At 46.9% G+C, this 16,362-nt stretch carries 20 protein-coding genes; 2 read left to right on the top strand and 18 right to left on the bottom strand.

The window, feature by feature from the left end:
• Positions 1-56: 56 nt before the first annotated feature.
• The 12 genes from ACDJ59_RS01365 to modA form a co-directional block, all read right to left on the bottom strand.
• Positions 57-1,151, bottom strand: coding sequence for a glycosyltransferase (locus ACDJ59_RS01365; RefSeq protein WP_307416261.1), 1,095 nt, complete (start codon positions 1,149-1,151; stop codon positions 57-59).
• Between the two features lie 253 nt (positions 1,152-1,404).
• Complete coding sequence (locus ACDJ59_RS01360; RefSeq protein WP_051446920.1) at positions 1,405-1,746, bottom strand: hypothetical protein; 342 nt, start codon at positions 1,744-1,746, stop codon at positions 1,405-1,407.
• 1 nt (position 1,747) lies between these two features.
• Entirely contained in the window at positions 1,748-2,047 is a 300-nt protein-coding gene (locus ACDJ59_RS01355; protein ID WP_017692511.1) for a hypothetical protein, read from the bottom strand.
• Positions 2,044-2,385, bottom strand: coding sequence for a hypothetical protein (locus ACDJ59_RS01350; protein ID WP_017692510.1), 342 nt, complete (start codon positions 2,383-2,385; stop codon positions 2,044-2,046). Before ACDJ59_RS01350 ends, ACDJ59_RS01355 begins: the two co-directional genes overlap by 4 nt.
• 23 nt (positions 2,386-2,408) lie before the next feature.
• Positions 2,409-2,696, bottom strand: coding sequence for a hypothetical protein (locus ACDJ59_RS01345; protein WP_017692509.1), 288 nt, complete (start codon positions 2,694-2,696; stop codon positions 2,409-2,411).
• 121 nt (positions 2,697-2,817) lie between these two features.
• On the bottom strand, positions 2,818-3,570 hold the full coding sequence (locus ACDJ59_RS01340; RefSeq protein WP_413407377.1) for an amino acid ABC transporter ATP-binding protein: 753 nt from the start codon (positions 3,568-3,570) through the stop codon (positions 2,818-2,820).
• Positions 3,567-4,277: an amino acid ABC transporter permease gene (locus ACDJ59_RS01335; RefSeq protein ID WP_036673453.1), complete on the bottom strand. Its 711-nt coding sequence runs from the start codon at positions 4,275-4,277 to the stop codon at positions 3,567-3,569. Before ACDJ59_RS01335 ends, ACDJ59_RS01340 begins: the two co-directional genes overlap by 4 nt.
• A gap of 5 nt (positions 4,278-4,282) precedes the next feature.
• On the bottom strand, positions 4,283-5,026 hold the full coding sequence (locus ACDJ59_RS01330) for an amino acid ABC transporter permease (protein WP_036673451.1): 744 nt from the start codon (positions 5,024-5,026) through the stop codon (positions 4,283-4,285).
• Between the two features lie 23 nt (positions 5,027-5,049).
• Entirely contained in the window at positions 5,050-5,889 is an 840-nt protein-coding gene (locus ACDJ59_RS01325; RefSeq protein ID WP_413407376.1) for a transporter substrate-binding domain-containing protein, read from the bottom strand.
• A gap of 298 nt (positions 5,890-6,187) precedes the next feature.
• Positions 6,188-6,520 (bottom strand): hypothetical protein, encoded by a 333-nt coding sequence (locus tag ACDJ59_RS01320; protein WP_017692504.1) that lies wholly within the window; start codon positions 6,518-6,520, stop codon positions 6,188-6,190.
• A gap of 273 nt (positions 6,521-6,793) precedes the next feature.
• Complete coding sequence (gene modB / locus ACDJ59_RS01315) at positions 6,794-7,480, bottom strand: molybdate ABC transporter permease subunit (RefSeq protein WP_413407375.1); 687 nt, start codon at positions 7,478-7,480, stop codon at positions 6,794-6,796.
• A complete protein-coding gene (gene modA, locus ACDJ59_RS01310; protein ID WP_413407374.1) occupies positions 7,477-8,349 on the bottom strand; it encodes a molybdate ABC transporter substrate-binding protein in 873 nt (290 codons plus the stop codon). Before modA ends, modB begins: the two co-directional genes overlap by 4 nt.
• Positions 8,350-8,586: 237 nt before the next feature.
• On the opposite strand from modA, the gene ACDJ59_RS01305 reads away from it, so the two are divergent.
• A complete protein-coding gene (locus tag ACDJ59_RS01305; protein ID WP_413407373.1) occupies positions 8,587-9,630 on the top strand; it encodes a substrate-binding domain-containing protein in 1,044 nt (347 codons plus the stop codon).
• A 144-nt stretch (positions 9,631-9,774) separates the two neighbouring features.
• Here ACDJ59_RS01305 and ACDJ59_RS01300 read toward each other — a convergent pair whose 3' ends face one another.
• Positions 9,775-11,847: a beta-galactosidase gene (locus ACDJ59_RS01300; RefSeq protein WP_413407372.1), complete on the bottom strand. Its 2,073-nt coding sequence runs from the start codon at positions 11,845-11,847 to the stop codon at positions 9,775-9,777.
• 181 nt (positions 11,848-12,028) lie between these two features.
• Between ACDJ59_RS01300 and ACDJ59_RS01295 the strand changes: the two genes are divergently transcribed.
• Positions 12,029-12,880, top strand: coding sequence for an AraC family transcriptional regulator (locus tag ACDJ59_RS01295; protein WP_413407370.1), 852 nt, complete (start codon positions 12,029-12,031; stop codon positions 12,878-12,880).
• A gap of 79 nt (positions 12,881-12,959) precedes the next feature.
• Here the strand turns inward: ACDJ59_RS01295 and ACDJ59_RS01290 are convergent, their stop codons facing one another.
• The 5 genes from ACDJ59_RS01290 to ACDJ59_RS01270 all read right to left on the bottom strand — a co-directional run bounded on the left by ACDJ59_RS01290 (position 12,960) and on the right by ACDJ59_RS01270 (position 16,154).
• On the bottom strand, positions 12,960-13,193 hold the full coding sequence (locus tag ACDJ59_RS01290) for a helix-turn-helix domain-containing protein (RefSeq protein ID WP_145325182.1): 234 nt from the start codon (positions 13,191-13,193) through the stop codon (positions 12,960-12,962).
• A gap of 9 nt (positions 13,194-13,202) precedes the next feature.
• Positions 13,203-13,679, bottom strand: coding sequence for a DUF2975 domain-containing protein (locus ACDJ59_RS01285; protein ID WP_413407369.1), 477 nt, complete (start codon positions 13,677-13,679; stop codon positions 13,203-13,205).
• Between the two features lie 238 nt (positions 13,680-13,917).
• Positions 13,918-14,292 (bottom strand): DUF3024 domain-containing protein, encoded by a 375-nt coding sequence (locus ACDJ59_RS01280; protein ID WP_413407368.1) that lies wholly within the window; start codon positions 14,290-14,292, stop codon positions 13,918-13,920.
• 115 nt (positions 14,293-14,407) lie between these two features.
• A complete protein-coding gene (rpsN, locus tag ACDJ59_RS01275) occupies positions 14,408-14,677 on the bottom strand; it encodes a 30S ribosomal protein S14 (RefSeq protein WP_413407367.1) in 270 nt (89 codons plus the stop codon).
• 280 nt (positions 14,678-14,957) lie between these two features.
• Complete coding sequence (locus ACDJ59_RS01270; protein WP_413407366.1) at positions 14,958-16,154, bottom strand: GTP-binding protein; 1,197 nt, start codon at positions 16,152-16,154, stop codon at positions 14,958-14,960.
• Positions 16,155-16,362 lie beyond the last annotated feature (208 nt).

Below are 16,362 nucleotides of genomic sequence, written 5' to 3'. Positions count from 1 at the left end.
CCACTCCTTTATTTTTTGGGATAGTGTTCTTGTTGATGCTGCACTTCAGACGGGGATTACAAATGTTCCAGCAACTGACCGATCCGACGAGTGAATGTATGCTGGTTCATCGTGGTGAGAAGTCCACGCCACGCCATCGCCTGTCGTTCTTCTTCATGCTTCAGATAATAGTGGATCTTGCGCTGAAGTTCTGCTGCGTTGGTGAACGTCTCGATGTCATATCCCGGCTTATAATAACGGGGTAAATCTGCACGTGCATCCGTAATCTGCATTGTGCCGCATGCGCTGATCTCATACGTGCGTGGATTAATCGAGTGACCTTCAAGATGATGTGTATTGCGATTGTCTTCCCCATTCTCGCAAGTCCGGTGAATGTTAATGACAATCTTGGCGCCATTGTAATAATCTACTGTCTCTCCAGGAGCAATCCATCCTTCGTGGATGAAACGGCCTAGTACATCAAAGCGTGCCAACCGATTCCACTGGCTACCCGCAATGAATACCTTTTTGTCCGCAAGAAAAGGGGCCAGCTCGTCGAACAAAGCAATCCGGTTCCAGAATCCGGTACCGATAAAACAAATGTCGTGCTGATGCTGCGGTGCGGCGCGCCGCGGTTGAAACATGCCTGGATTCACCGCGAGTGGCATATAGATGACCTGGTTCGCTCCATGTCCCAGATAGAAGGGTACGGCGGCCTCTTCATGCGTGAACACGACATCATAGTGCTGGCAAAGGGACGTTGTATCTTCGGTGAAATACGGATCATCCACAAACCATACGGCAGTTCGGATACCGAGTGCACGTATGCCATTCACCTGCTCCACATGATCTGCGGGAAATACATGCAGACCATTCATGACGAGCACGACATCGGGCCGATGCTGACTGGCTTCCTGCAACATCGCTGCTGGCGATCCAACAACGCATTCACGTACAGATTGCTGCAGAGCCAAGGTGACACCTTCATCGATGGCATCGAATCCTTGCGGGATATATAACACCTTCATGTCACGCAAGGTCGGTTCAAACATCTGCACCCGCTCCATCATGGCTTGACAGCCGCCGAATCTGCGGCCTTCTGCATATCCGCCGCGGTAAGCCGTTTCCGCTTCGGTCAGCGGACGGTGCTTTCGTTTTGCCACATTCTTCACCCTGTCTTCCTTCAGGAGATCTCACTTCCAGACTCTCCCCGAGATTGGTCTTCCCTCTAAAGGATATGCCTCGGGGTCAGATGCATCATGGACGGGTGTCCTGCAAGGCGCAAAATTGGCGTTTGCCCTCTACATCCGCCTGTACGGGCATGTCCGCTTTTGTGGCGATGCAAATAGCCCGGAGGGATCTGTCCCCCCCGGGCTAACTGTTGGACAGGTATCATTCCATGCAGGAATAATCCTATCTACTCGGTTACTGTGCTTTGTAAGCCAGCTGATGTCCGTCCTCGAATCCCTTGGCGAAACCCGCGTTGAATCCCTCGTTGTACGCCTCGTTGTATCCCTGGCTGTACGCACCGTCCGGGTTCGGATCGGTAGGGGTAGCCGGGACGACTGGTTGTACGGGCTTTGGACTCCGGTGCCGCCGTACCGCACGTTTCTTTTTTTTGAGCCACGCACTGCGTCCTTTAAGTGGGCGTTTGTGAAGAACACGTTTGGCTCTGAGCGCACGCAGTTTGCGAATTTTGCGCAGACGGGCTCCACGGATTAACAAAGCTCTTTTGGTTCTCAGTCGTATTTTCTTTTTCTTTAACATGTCAACATTCCTCCTGTATGTCCCGAACGATACGAATTGCACACCCGGGGTCTTTGAGCCACGGCAAACCAGGCTCCCCATGCTGGATTCGGGCCAGCCTGATTCCCGTAACCATACGAGACATTTCTGCCTGATAGCGACTCAGCAAACGAATGTTTTCGGCCAGACTGCGGGCGGATACTTCCGAATGAGCGGTTACACTGGCTACACTGTCCAGAATGCGTGCCAGCGCCTGCTGACTGTGTGCAATGGATTCAATGAGCGCCAGTTTGGCTTCCTGCTCACGCCGCATCAGACTCATTTTCCCATGTCTCCCAGATCCATGCCGCCAAACATGCCACCGTCCATACCGCCACCATCTTCGCTATCGTTCTGTACCATCACCGCTTTGAGATTGTTGCACAGTCCGGTCTCCATCCGGGTTAATCCTTCCAGCAATTCCACCAGCTGATCATGCATTTTAAGCGGCTCGCCTACCTGATCCCCATGCGTCAGAAAGGTATCCCCATTCAAATGATTCAGCGTCCAGTTCCGTACCTTCTCGGCCTCAATCGCTTTTGCCTCCAGGATCAGGGCAATATTCCACTGCATTTTGGCTGCTGCGTCCAGCATCAGAATGAGGCTCTGTTCTCTACTCATGTTCCTTCACCCGCCTTCCGGGCTTATTCTTCTTCTTGAACCGCGATCTCCCGCATGACTTGGGTCAGCGTTTCGGCTACAGCCTCTTCCAGATCTGCAAGGCCCCCCAAGTAAGAGATAATGCTTTTGTTGATTTGCCCAGAGCTATCCAGCAGACCGTCAACGCCATCCAACTCCGGTTCGATATCTGGCAAATGATTGATGATTTCAGACATGCGTACAGCGACTTGGCGTTTGGCATCCAGCACACGTGCGATCTGCTGGTGAGAGTGTGCAATATGTGTGATGATTTCATCGATTTTGCTCTGCATGGTCCTCCTCCTTACCGTCACGGCCTGCTTCACCCATAGAAAAACCCGGCCTATCAGCATTTGCCTGTTACAGCATATGCCGGGCCGGGATCGTCAGTTACTACAGCTTGCGCCTATATCGTCAGATGACATAACTCCAGTCGGAAGAATATCGACTGAGGAATTGGCGAGTACGTTCCTGCTTGGGACGTACAAACACCTCCTCCGGGGTTCCTTCCTCCACAACGGAACCTCCATCCATGAAAACAACCCGATTTGCCACCTCACGCGCAAACCCCATTTCATGGGTGACTACAATCATGGTAATCCCCTCTTGAGCAATGGAGCGGATGACAGACAACACTTCTCCCACAAGCTCGGGGTCCAGCGCTGAGGTCGGTTCATCAAACAAAATCACTTCGGGATTCAGTGCCAGTGCTCTGGCGATGCCCACCCGTTGCTGTTGTCCACCTGACAACATACTTGGATACTCATTGATTTTGGCAGACAGTCCGACTTGTTCAAGCACGCCCAAGGCACGCGTGCGGGCATCGGCTTTGGACATTTTCTGGGCAATAATTAAGCCTTCCGTGACGTTATCCAGCACTGTCTTGTGTTTGAACAGATTATAATGCTGGAACACCATCGCCGTTTTTCGTCTCAACTGTACAATGTCATGTTTGCGTGCATGCTTGCAATCAACGGTTAATCCACTGATCTGAACCTCGCCCTCATCGGCACGTTCCAGAAAATTGACGCAACGCAGCAGCGTTGTTTTACCTGATCCGCTCGGTCCAAGGATCGCTACGACATCGCCCTGTTCCACGGTCAGATCAATTCCCTTCAATACTTCCTGCTTGCCAAAAGTTTTGTGTATGTTTGTTAGTGTAATCATGACACGCCTCCTTTGCTGTACACGGCAACCCGACGCTCAAGCAGAGCAGTGATCCGCTCGGCAATGATGGTTAGCCCCCAGTAGATAAACGCTGCGGCGATAAAGGCCTCCAGAAACTTCAGACTGACGGATGCCACCACATCCGCTTTACCGAGGATGTCCATCTGAGACACGGTAAAAGCGAGTGTTGATCCATGCAGGAACCCAACAAACATACTGCACAGGTTAGGCAATACAGCCCCAATCGCTTGAGGGATGATGATACGTCTTAAAGCCTGGAATGTGCTCATACCTACAGCGTGAGCCGCCTCCATCTGGCCGATATCCACAGCAAGAATACCTGAACGGATAATCTCTGACATATAGGCGCCTGCAGTGAGCGAGAATGCAATCAGTACAAATACGAGAATTGGAATCGACGAGGATTGGAAAGCCCAACCGTAACGTTCCGCCAGTTTATCGATAATCATCGGAATACCGTAATAGATGAGGAATAGATGCATCAGCATCGGTGTTCCACGCAGGAATGAAACGTAGAAGTCAGCAATGCGGTGAATCCACCGCACGCGATAGATACGGATCAGAGCTGTAGCCAGACCGATTCCGAAGCCTGCAATCAACGGAACAATCGTAATGACGAGTGTCAGTGGCAATGCCTTCAGGATTTGAAAAAAAGATGTATAGATAAACTGGAGATCAATCGACATATTGCTCACCCCGCTATTCGTTTCAGGCGTTTGGCTCGAATTGCCGGTTTGTGTACAACTCTCTTGCGTTCATGACGCTGGAGTCTGCGTTCTGCAAAGGCAAATCCTTTTTCAAGCACAATAACGATGACATAATAGACCACAGACAGACTGATATACACTTCAAGTGCATGCGATGTAGCCGAAATTAACGTCTGCCCTCTGCCCACCATATCCATGACACCAATGGAGAAGGCCAAAGACGTATCCTTTAATGAACCGATTAACGTGTTAGCCATGTTCGGAAAAGCAACAATCAGTGCCTGCGGAACAACAATCCGCCGAAAAGACTGGAATGTGGTCATACCCGCAGCATAGGCTGCTTCCGTCTGACCTTTATCCACACTGCGCACCGCTCCGCGAAAGATCTCGGCAAAGGATGCCGCATCACTAAGCGCATAGGTCACAATGACAAATAACAATGGGTCGGTTCTCGACAGGTCGATGCCAATGGGTTTGAGCAACTCGGGAAGTCCGTAATACACCAAGAACAATTTGATCAGGATCGGTGTGCCCCGCATGAATGAGACGTACAGGGTAGCCAACTGGCTTAGTACTGGAATCCGATACAGCCGGGGAACGGCCAGAAGCACGCCGCCCACCAGTCCGAGCACGATGGAACCACCCAGTACAATCAGTGTTATATGCAAATATCGTAGCAGTTCCGGGATGAAATCCAGAACCAATGACAGATCAAATGATTTTCCCATTACCGCTGCACACCTTTCTCAGACTACTCTTCAACCGTATAGTCAGCTCCAAGCCACTCTGTGCTCAGTTTGCCTAACGTTCCATCTTCTTTGATCGCTTTGAGTGCTTCGTCCACTTTGGTTTTGAGCTCCTGCTCATCTTTGTTCAGAATGAAGTACACTTTGGAGTTGGAGAGGGCATCTCCTACCGTTTTCAACTGAGCATCAACCGCCTTATTCTGATAATCAATGGCAAACTGCGTGCTGATGGTGGCATCCACCCGGCCTGTTTTGATCTGGGTAATGGTATCCTCACCCGCTCCGGAATAAACGATATCAATCCCGGTGCCGTTCGCTGCATTCCATTTCTCAGCAAGTACAGCCGCATTACTTGTAGCACCAACAATCAGTTTTTTCCCTTTTAGATCCTCAATCGATTTTACTTCCTCATTTTTCTGACTTACGACAATTTTATTTGGAAAAATATTATAGGCTTCATCATTAAACAGGAACTTGGCCTGTCTCTCATCATTCACTTCCATCTGGTGAGCGATCAGGTCAATTTTTTTCGTTTCCAGACTCAGCAGCAGGTTTTTGAAATCCATGGTGCTGAATTCAAATTCATACTCAGGCAAACGTTTGTCGATCTCCCGGATCAGTTCCACATCATAACCTGTTAACTTGCCATTCTCATCAATGAAGCAGACATTTGGGAACTGTGTACCTGTTCCTACAATGATCTTTTTCACTTTGGTGTCGCCTGCTGCCGAAGCAGATTCTGAATCATTGCTTGCAGTTCCTGTGCTGCATCCAGCCAGTACCGCCAGCATTGTAATGAACAGCAGTGCTGTCCGGAATTTTTGAATCCCCCGTTTTTTAACCATTCCCAATCTCCTCCACAGGCTGTTATCACAGCGAATATGATGTGTACTCCCATTCCTCTACCTTATTAACAAACCATTCTTACTTGTATAGTCGGAATTAGGTTGAACAAAGAATATCATTACAAGTCATCTTTGGGCAATAACTAAACTAATAGGACATCCTGATATGGTTATAGGACTTCTCTATAGTACAAGAAGAAGCCATCCCCCATATCGATTGGCGGATGGCTTCTTCTTATATGACTCTCACTGATTATACCATTTTGGCGGTGCATCACTTGGTGTATACACTACTCATCTATCTGCGACTCGCCCATTTAATTTTACGTGCAACTTCCACTCGCTGTAATTGTAAGAGACCGATCCGTTCCTCGAACTTCTTGCGTTCGTCCATGGAATGAGCGGCATGAATCTGGTGGCACAGACCTGTCAGTTTGCTGTTAATGTAATCAAACCGTGTCCATAATTCCTCTTCAGGTGTGCGTTGCTGCTCCGTCGCCGTCTGAAATATTTTGAGTTGGCGGATAAGGGATTGTTGCCATTCCTGATCCTGAATTTGGATGGCAAAATGCAAAAGATCCAGATAGTCATCAATTTGCAACGAAACGCCGCAATCAGATTTAGTGTTCATCGTCGTCTCTCCTTATTTCAGTACTTGGCTGGAATCCATTACTTCTATCTTACAGGATCAAGCCCACTGAAAGCGAGTGCTGAACGATTAAATTTCGGGAAAATTTTTATTTTTTTATGTTAAAACAGCTTTACATTTCCATTAAGACCAATTTGGCAGGATATTGATATTGGTACATATGAAATTGGTAATGAAAACCCTCGTTAAGGAAAAAAGTTCTTTCCTCAAAACGGGTTTTTAATCATTTTATATATAATATTAACACATATCAAATCAGTCATTTTTTCCATCTCGCTGCTGTCTCGTCATCAGTAACATGAGAAATGAGATGATAATAATGGAAACAGTCCACGCCCAAGCCATGGTCTGATTGCCCGAATCTACAGCGACATAGATTGCCGTGGGTACCGTTTGTGTTTTGCCCGGAATATTGCCTGCAATCATCAGTGTCGCACCAAATTCGCCGAGTGCCCGGGCAAAGCCCAGGATGAAGGCGGTCATCAATGCTCTGCCTGCGAGCGGCAAGGAAATGTAACGAAAGACTTGCCACTCATTCGCCCCAATCGAACGGCCCGCATCTTCCAGATCACGATCCACACCGCTGAATCCCGATTTCATTGTCTGATACACCAGTGGAAAAGCAACCACCACCGAAGCAATCACCGCAGCCCACCAGGTGAAAATAACCGGTGCGGAGAATATGGTTTCAATCCATTGTCCAAACAGACTTTTACGCCCAAGTATGACAAGTAACAGAAATCCAACCACCGTCGGGGGAAGGACTAGCGGCAGCATAAATGCCGTTTCCAGCAAAATCTTTCCCCGAAATGAAGAACGTGACATCTTCCAGGCTATTGCAATTCCGAGCACAGTGGCCACCACGCTGGATAACAGCGCAACCTGAAGTGATAAGCGCACCGGTGACCAGAATACGGACCAGTCTATGGCGTTCACATTCATTTCGGAATTGTGAATCCGTATTTCGCGAAGATATCGAGCACTTCAGGGGTTTGTAAATACGCATAGAATTGTTCGGCCTCTGTACGGTGTTTGGTTCCTTCAATAATGCCTATTGGATAATTGGCGGGTGTATAGCTGTTCTTGTCCACCTCAAACGCAATTTTCACCTGATCCGAAGTAAGAGCATCCGTTTTATATACAAATCCTGCATCTGCATTACCCGTCTCTACATACTGAAGAACCTGTCTAACATCTTTCCCCTGCACAAGCTTGCTTTCCAGTTCATCCCATAGCTTAGCATTCGTCAGAGCTTCCTTGGCGTAGGTTCCCGCAGGCACACTTTCCGGAATTCCAATCGCTACCGTCTTGATGGAATCGCTGGTGAGATCCGTTTCGCTGGCCACTGTATTGGTACCATCTGCTGGCACAATCGCCACCAGTGAATTCTGTAGCAGATTCTTCTGATCGCCCGATGCAATCAGGTTCTCGTCTACCAGCGCATTCATATTTTTCGTTGCCGCCGATACAAAGATATCAGCCGGTGCACCCTGTTCAATCTGCTGTTGCAAGGCACCTGAGGCACCGAAGTTGAAATTAAGTTCTATATAAGGATTAGCTAGCTCATAATTGGTTTCAATCTCTTTCATCGCATCGGTCAGACTGGCCGCCGCAGAGATTGTCAGATCTACCGTTTCCTGCGGATCGGTATTTCCTGCTGATGAAGTTTCACCTGATGCCGCTGGCGTTGAGGTCGTTTGTTCTGCACCCGTAGATGTATCCGTAGTGCCCGTGTTTGCGCCACAACCAGCCAATACAAGAGCCAGTCCCAGTGACATACTTCCCAACACATATCCGATTTTCTTTCTCATTCATTTCTCCCCCAACGTTATCTTTAGCTATAACTAGTTATAATTGATTATATCTAATTATACACAAGACAAAAAAAATGGGAAGGTGATTAAGATCACATTTGATTTTTGTTATCTGTCCTATGCGTTTATTGCTTGTTCTCAGGTTTATGGCATCCCTCAATTAATGATATAGTACAAGAAACATTCATAACAAAACCATAATTGCTCTATACCTTTGAAGGAGGATCTTCACTTATGACGGAGGAGCAATCCTACACAACCGAAGAAATATCCAAGCTGCTCAAAATATCGAAACTGACGGTCTATGACCTAATCAAAAAAGGAGACCTTGTCGCATACCGTGTGGGCAAACAAATGCGGATTGATGCTACCGATCTGGAGGCATATAAACGTCGATCCAAGCAACTTCAGTCCTCAGGTCAACGTATCCCGACTCCTCATCAGACCTCGGCATCAGGGACTCAGCCAGGTCAGGGTGATTTTCAGGCAACTTCCTTACTATCGACTACACCCGTTGGGTCTGCGCATGCGATTACTCCAGCGAGTTCTGCTCATGCAATGACTGCTGTACCACGGCATCTGGTCATAACAGGTCAGGATGTCAGTCTGGATATTCTAATGCGCCATATGGAAAAACAAACTCGGGACATTCGTCCGCTACGCTCGTTCATGGGTAGTCTGGATGGGCTTATCTCGATGTATCGCGGTGAGTCCGATTTGGTCAGCACCCATCTGCTCGACGGAGATACCGGTGAGTATAATCTGCCGTATATTCGCAAAATTCTGACAGGACGGTCCTATGTTGTGGTGAACCTGCTGTCACGCCCTGCCGGACTGTATGTACAGCGTGGCAATCCGCAGAACTTACAGAATTGGACCGATCTGAGCAAGCCTGAACTTCGACTCGCTAACCGGGAGATAGGTTCTGGCGCGCGAGTATTGCTGGATGAGCAACTTCGGCTGCATGGAATTCCTGCTGCAGGTCTGATCGGATATGAAACCGAGGAAACCAGTCACATGGGCGTGGCTGCCAAAGTCAGTTCGGGTGAAGCCGATGTCGGAGTTGGCATTGAGAAGGCTGCGCGACTTGTGGGACAGGTTGATTTTATCCCGCTCACTCAGGAACGTTATGATCTGGTCATGCTGAGGAAGCAAGGTAATGAAGCCTGGACAGGATCTGTCCTGCGGATTCTCCAATCGCAGGAGTTCAGGCAGGAACTGCAATCATTCGAGGGATATGATGTATCCCGGACAGGTGAAATTTTGTACGAAGCATAGGTATACGAAATGTAGACAATAACAGCCCATGCTCAACGTGTATTACACATTACACCATGCATTTACAAAACGCCTTGCAATGGCTGCAAGGCGTTTTTGGTGTTTCTTTCTATATATAACGCATGATATGGATGAATGAATTTCTTAATGTGGCAAATCGATCTCAAAAATGAATACACCATACGCGGGCATGTTGATCTCATTCTGAAGTGTTGTACCTGACAGTAACTCTTTTGCTTGTTTCTTAAGCTTAATAGGTACTTGTTGATCCGAGTAGTTGAGTAAAAAGACATAAGCTTTATCCTTACCGGAACGGATACCAAGCTCAACTTCGGACGGTACCTCTACCAGGTCACCCACAGGTGAAGATAGCCCTATTTCATCCAGGAGAGCGTCTACGACCGGTTCATTGTAAGCCGCTCCATAATACCATACTTGCCCCTGACCTACCGTACGTTTGGTCAATGCAGGACTACCTGAATAATATTCGGATGCATACTCGGCCACAACCTGTACGTCAGCATGCTCCACATGAAGAACTTCGTTAAATCCGGCCGTTGACGTTCCCTCCTGAAGTCGCTCGCTCGCCCCACTCCATTGCAATTTGGCTGCTGGAACGGTTCCTTTGATTAAGGTAAAGTCCTCTACGGTTACACCACACAACTCAGCGACAGCCCCAGGGAACGGTCTCATGTAACAATGCCCCTTGATATCCTTATATCCGGTCCGAGCACCGAAAAACAGCGTGCCTCCTTGACTGACATAGGCTTGCAGAAGTTCTGCTGTCTCGTCTGTCATGATGGCCGGGTGAGCATAGATGATCACCTTATACTCGGATAACTCTTCCAGTGTTGTCGTTGGTTGCAGTGTAACCATGTCCGTCGGAATATGACGATACTGGAGCTGCTTATACCAGGAGCGTACACTCTGTTGCTGAAGCGGACCGTGCCACTCATCCAACTCTCCGTCCCAGATGTTATCGTAGTCCTGTAGGATCGCAACATCGGCTTGATATGTAGTACCCGCAATAACACGCCCGATCTTGGCAAACTCTTCCCCTACTTGTGCAACCTCGCGTACCCTTCTGTTGGGTTGATTATGGTAATCATTGATGCCATGCCAGTACATCTCGGTGCCAAATGTTGCTGTCCGCCAGCGGAAGTAGACGAGCAGATCTGTTCCGTGAAGAACAGATTGATACGACCATAATCGGATCTGTCCCGGTCTTGGCGTACCCATACCGATACTATCAACCCAACCTCCTGGTCCAGACTGTTGTTCCATGACGCAGAAGTTCGGTGACATATTGCGTACGTTCGACAGTTTCATGCTCCAGGCCCGATCTTGTAATGAGTTACCGTCTGTCCCTGGAAAGATCGTGGCAAACTGCGGATACGAATCATAGGAAAAGAAATCCAACAGGTCTTCTGTCATTTCATGATTATCCAAGTGTCCAAACGTACCATTTGTTGTGATCCAATGTTTCGGATCCAGTTCCCGAATGATGTCCACCTGAAGCTTGGCAAATGAAATGGTATTAGCTGAGATGAATCTCTTTTCATCTAATGCTAGGTGAGGATTCGGCGATTGGCTGACCATATTTCGGGTAAGGTGAACTTGCTCCCAATCCGTATAGGTCTGACTCCAAAAAATGGTTCCCCAAGCCTGATTCAGATTCTCCAACGATTCATAACGATCCTTTAACCATTCACGGAAGGCGACATGGTCAGCCTCAGCATAGAAAACATCCATATGACAATTGAATTCGTTATCGATCTGCCATCCAATAAGAGCCGGATGATCTTTATAGGCAATCACCATATTGCGCACGATTTTGTCACATTGCTGTCTGAAGATTGGGCTGCTGTAGTTGGTATGACGCCGCATGCCGTGTTGATACAACACCCCGTCTTTATTTGCGTTTAATACTTCAGGATATTTGGATGTTAACCACGCTGGTGGAGTTGCAGTAGGTGTTCCCAAAATAACACTTAAACCGTATTGATGCGCCAGATCCAGTGCCTTCTGGAAAAAACTAAAATCAAACTGGTCTTCTTCCGGCTCAAAGATGGACCATGCAAATTCAGCCATTCGAATAACTGTGATATTCATCTCTTTCATTCTACGGAAATCGTCCTCCCACAACGCTTCCGACCAGTGCTCAGGGTAATAACAGACCCCCATTTTCAATTCATCCATTTGGATTGATTTTGCCACCTTTAATTGCCCCCTTAACCTGCCATATTGCCTCCATTCTATTGGAACCTTCACATATAATAAATGACAAGATTATGCGACTTATAATAAAATATTGTCATTGTCCAAGATTCAAATAACAGTGGGATGAATCCATTTCAGTTCACTACATAAAAATATTGCGTTTAAATGGAGGATGCACGTGAAAGAACACATCTTTCTCCCCAAGCCGGTTTTCCCCAGACATGTATGTTTTCCCGATTTTATTGGAGGGTACAGTGATTTTCCGAAGCATCATGTGAATCGGGAATATCGAACCAAAGAAATTAATTTGGATCAATGCTACAATTTGCACCTTGTCCTGGAAGGTAAAGGATTCCTGGATACGGGAACCACTCGTTATGAGCTAACGCGTGGGCAGGGATTCCTCTATGGTCCCGGTCTCAGACAAACCTACTACTCAGATTTGGATGATCCTTGGAGTATTCGTTGGATTCATTTTTACGGAATTCGTCTCGAGGAACTGTTAAATGGAAAAGGCGTTGACGAGCCTTGGCTCTTTCAATGTTCCAACTTCCCGGTGGTTACCGCGCTCATGGATCGATTGCTGGAGCTAGGCAGAGGCTATCAGGTGGAGGACGAGCACAGTGTGGCAGCAACACTCTATGAACTTCTGACCCGATTGCAATCCGCAGCGAGCCAAATCAATGTTTCGTTAAATCACACTTCAGAGCGAATTCGAGAAGCAGGGAATTATATTCGTTCCCATAGTAACGAGCACATTACACTAGACCACGCTGCCGGGATTGCCGGATACAGTACAACATACTTTAGCCGAAAGTTCAGTCAGACGTTTGGAATCTCTTTCCCAGAATTCCTCTTGGAATCCAGGTTATTACATTCAAAACAGCTGCTCGCAACAACCAACCTTTCCATTAAGCAAATTACGCTGGAAACGGGATTTTCACAGTCAAGCTATTTCATCCGATGTTTCAAAACCCAGGAAAACGTAACGCCTATGCAATTTCGAATGATGCACAATCATTCGTTATAGGCACGGCACGTATTTCTTGATCAAGCTGACGTAAAAGAAGACTCTGCATACAACATGCAGAGTCTTCCTTGCTCATTTTTCATATATGCTCATTTGTATCTTCGTCCTCATCAGCCTTATATTCCAATATATCTCCAGGCTGACAATCCAGTGCTTTACAGATGGCATCCAGAGTGGATAAACGGATCGCTTTTGCTTTTCCTGTTTTTAATATGGAAATATTGGCGATTGTGATCTCAACTCTCTCTGCAAGCTCGGTAACCGTCATTTTCCGCTTTGCCAACATCACATCAATATTGATTATAATGGCCATATATTCACCTCAGACCACTAGGTCATTTTCTGATTTGATATCAATCGCTTCCTGTAACAATCTTTGGAGCACAGCAGAAAACACTGCGATGACCAATGAAGCAAAAACAGGAACCATTCCCATTATAATGAGGCCTGGGGCATCATCTTTCTCTGCGACAACATAAACAAATGGCAACATCACAAAATAGAGACTACTGATTACAATAGCACAATATTTTATTGTTTTTAAGGATTTCACTGACATTAGAGAGAACGCTTCATTTTTGTCGATGTAGCTCAGCAAACGGAATGCTTGGTACAGTGCAACAATAAATGGAATAACGGACACATACATAATAATCACTATGGGGTATAGTGCACCTGCATAATTCGGATTCACCGGATTGTTCGCTAACCAGGGTATGCCGAATATACATAAGGCAAGAATGGGAACACCAATAAGCAATACAGCTAATTTTAAAAAGATGGTTGTACCTCGCTTCACAAAAAGCACCTCACTTGTTTTAAGTGATATGAATTTATCATAATATTTATCGTTTTACAATAAATTTTTATTGTGAAACAGGTTTTATTTATTCTTTTTCCCACTAAGGATGGCTAACTAAAAGATCGCCCCCCTCTTTGCTTCAGTGATTCTTGGACATAAAAAAAGCCCGATGCTAGCCACTGATGTCGCTAGCTCGAACTCGGTTGCATATACGCCATATTTGTCTGAATTAACATTAATTTTCACGAATGAAATGTACTCTTAACCGATCTCGCTCACGTACGCCAGAACAGCCCGCCTCATCCCGTTCCACCTGCTCGAGCACATTCTCAAAATCGGAACAAGGTGTAATAACATCTACCGGATTCCAGCTGCTCTGTTCATCTCTGGCATACACTTTCCACTGATTTTCTTCCCAGTAAAATCGGGCAATATGCATCTTATCCCATTGATACCGTTCCTCGGCGGGTCTTTCTTCGGTCAGGATCAATTCATTATTATTCAACTCATATGTCAACTTCACCATCGTACGTAGTGGCGCAGGAACCTTCTCGTGAATATATCCGTTCATTACGGACTGAATTCTTCGTAACGTAAACGAGTCCAGCATGAAGATGCACATCCTTTCAGCAAAATACCACCTCTGTTCTACACACCACATGCAGCTCCAAGCACACAACAACCTGCCTTCATGCAATGGGGGTCAGCTACATCCCTTGATCATTTTACCAGCTGGATTTTGTTACACCAGGAATATGACCTTGATGAGCCAGTTCTCTGAACTTAATTCGAGATACCTTGAACTTGCGTAGATAACCCCGCGGCCGACCTGTCACTTCACAACGGTTTTTTAGTCTGGTCGGAGATGAATTACGCGGCAATTTCTGCAATGCTTCGTAATCCCCTTTTTCCTTCAATTCCCGGCGTAGGTCCGCATATTTTGCCACGATCGCCTGACGTTGCTTCTCACGTACCACTTTTGATTTTTTAGCCATGAATTACAGCTCCTTATTGATAGAATTTATGTTTATTTATCTATATAAATTGAACTAAAGAATATTTACACTGCACACTCCGATGACAGAACAACCTTCCGATCGCTGTTATCCCCAGATTTTTTTGATTCCTTTTACAAAGGGTAAATCCGGGGATAAAGGCGAACGCTCCGCTTCTTCAGGTTCTTTCTGTCCTCTCCGTTTTGTGTAAATGTTTATTTCAATTTATATAAATGTGCTTATACAGCGCTACTCCCAATGCAAAACATCATCTTCCGAGTTACACGGCTTCCACAGGCCATGGCAGTGGATTATCGAAATGGCCCCAGTCAGCCAGCATTTCTTCATCACTGAGCAGGCACTGGTCCAGCTCATCTTCAATGCTCGCACGCTCCATTTCGATCCCAATCATGACAAGTTCCGTCTGACGATCTCCCCACTGGACATCCCATTTCTCCAGAACATCCGGTTCGTTACGTAAAATCTCTTCTTTGTCCGCTTCCGGCAACGCCGCGACCCAATGTCCCGCAGGACCGAACTGAATGGATGGCCCTGCCTGACTGAGGCTTGCAGCAACATCCCCTTCAGCCGCAAGCCACACTAAGCCTTTGGCACGTACCACTTCTTCCGGCCAGTAACTCATGAACTCAGCCAGACGGGAAGGATGGAACGGCTTTCTCCGGCGATAGACAAAGGAACCAATACCATATTCCTCGGTTTCCGGTGTATGCGACTCCTTCTCCAGCTCCTGAATCCACCCAGCGGACATGCTCACTTTCTCGAAGTCAAAGCGCCCTGTATTCAGAATCTCGGACGGATTCACCTGTCCATTCTCGGTCCGAATGATCTTGGCGTTAGGCTGTAACTTGCGGATGATACCTTCGAGCTTGTTCAGCTCGGTTTCATCGACCAGATCACATTTGTTCAGCAGCAGCACATCACAGGTTTCGATCTGATCAATCAACAAGTCTACAACGTCACGGGTGTCCTCATCTCCGGTCGCCTGATTACGATCCAGAAGACTCTGTTCTGATCCAAAATCATGCCAGAATCGATTGGCATCCACCACCGTTACCAGACAATCCAATCGGGCCAGGCGAGTTAGATCAATACCCGACTCCTCATCGGCGTATGTAAAGGTCTGTGCAACTGGAACAGGTTCACTGATGCCGGTGGATTCGATCAAAATATAGTCATACTTGCCTTCGTTCACCAGCTTCTCAATCTCCTGCATCAGATCATCCCGCAAGGTGCAGCAGATACAGCCGTTGGACAGCTCCACCAACTTCTCTTCCGTTCGAGACAAGGTTGCCTCCCCCTTGACCAGCGCTGCATCAATATTGACCTCACTCATGTCGTTAACGATTACGGCAACCTTAAGCCCCTGTCTGTTGTTGAGCACGTGATTCAAAACCGTCGTTTTCCCTGAACCGAGGTAACCACTCAGTACGGTTACCGGAACTTGCTTTTGTGTCATAGAAATCTACTCCTTACCTTATATGTGCAGTCTGTGTAATCTGAACTTTAATAGTAATTATTACGATTAACAACAATGACTATAATCCTGTTGCACGGTCATTGTCAAACTATTTTTGATTTCAACCTGCAAAAAAATAAAAAAAGGCTGATGACCGACCCTTGCACTTTGGCATCCTGAGGATACGTTTTGGCAAGAAGTGAGTCAT

This window comes from Paenibacillus amylolyticus (assembly GCF_047302515.1).
Classification (GTDB): Bacteria; Bacillota; Bacilli; order Paenibacillales; family Paenibacillaceae; genus Paenibacillus; species Paenibacillus amylolyticus_G.
This window is presented reverse-complemented; position numbering and strand designations above follow the sequence as displayed.

What these genes read in the sequence shown, in the direction of transcription:
- modB (WP_413407375.1), bottom strand. Translation starts at nt 7,480, where the DNA reads ATGAATGTGAACGCCATAGACTGGTCCGTATTCTGGTCACCGGTGCGC.
- ACDJ59_RS01355 (WP_017692511.1), bottom strand. Translation starts at nt 2,047, where the DNA reads ATGAGTCTGATGCGGCGTGAGCAGGAAGCCAAACTGGCGCTCATTGAA.
- rpsN (WP_413407367.1), bottom strand. Translation starts at nt 14,677, where the DNA reads ATGGCTAAAAAATCAAAAGTGGTACGTGAGAAGCAACGTCAGGCGATC.
- ACDJ59_RS01290 (WP_145325182.1), bottom strand. Translation starts at nt 13,193, where the DNA reads ATGGCCATTATAATCAATATTGATGTGATGTTGGCAAAGCGGAAAATG.
- ACDJ59_RS01280 (WP_413407368.1), bottom strand. Translation starts at nt 14,292, where the DNA reads ATGCTGGACTCGTTTACGTTACGAAGAATTCAGTCCGTAATGAACGGA.
- ACDJ59_RS01270 (WP_413407366.1), bottom strand. Translation starts at nt 16,154, where the DNA reads ATGACACAAAAGCAAGTTCCGGTAACCGTACTGAGTGGTTACCTCGGT.
- ACDJ59_RS01340 (WP_413407377.1), bottom strand. Translation starts at nt 3,570, where the DNA reads ATGATTACACTAACAAACATACACAAAACTTTTGGCAAGCAGGAAGTA.
- ACDJ59_RS01350 (WP_017692510.1), bottom strand. Translation starts at nt 2,385, where the DNA reads ATGAGTAGAGAACAGAGCCTCATTCTGATGCTGGACGCAGCAGCCAAA.
- ACDJ59_RS01320 (WP_017692504.1), bottom strand. Translation starts at nt 6,520, where the DNA reads ATGAACACTAAATCTGATTGCGGCGTTTCGTTGCAAATTGATGACTAT.
- ACDJ59_RS01325 (WP_413407376.1), bottom strand. Translation starts at nt 5,889, where the DNA reads ATGGTTAAAAAACGGGGGATTCAAAAATTCCGGACAGCACTGCTGTTC.
- ACDJ59_RS01360 (WP_051446920.1), bottom strand. Translation starts at nt 1,746, where the DNA reads ATGTTAAAGAAAAAGAAAATACGACTGAGAACCAAAAGAGCTTTGTTA.
- ACDJ59_RS01335 (WP_036673453.1), bottom strand. Translation starts at nt 4,277, where the DNA reads ATGTCGATTGATCTCCAGTTTATCTATACATCTTTTTTTCAAATCCTG.
- ACDJ59_RS01345 (WP_017692509.1), bottom strand. Translation starts at nt 2,696, where the DNA reads ATGCAGAGCAAAATCGATGAAATCATCACACATATTGCACACTCTCAC.
- modA (WP_413407374.1), bottom strand. Translation starts at nt 8,349, where the DNA reads ATGAGAAAGAAAATCGGATATGTGTTGGGAAGTATGTCACTGGGACTG.
- ACDJ59_RS01305 (WP_413407373.1), top strand. Translation starts at nt 8,587, where the DNA reads ATGACGGAGGAGCAATCCTACACAACCGAAGAAATATCCAAGCTGCTC.
- ACDJ59_RS01330 (WP_036673451.1), bottom strand. Translation starts at nt 5,026, where the DNA reads ATGGGAAAATCATTTGATCTGTCATTGGTTCTGGATTTCATCCCGGAA.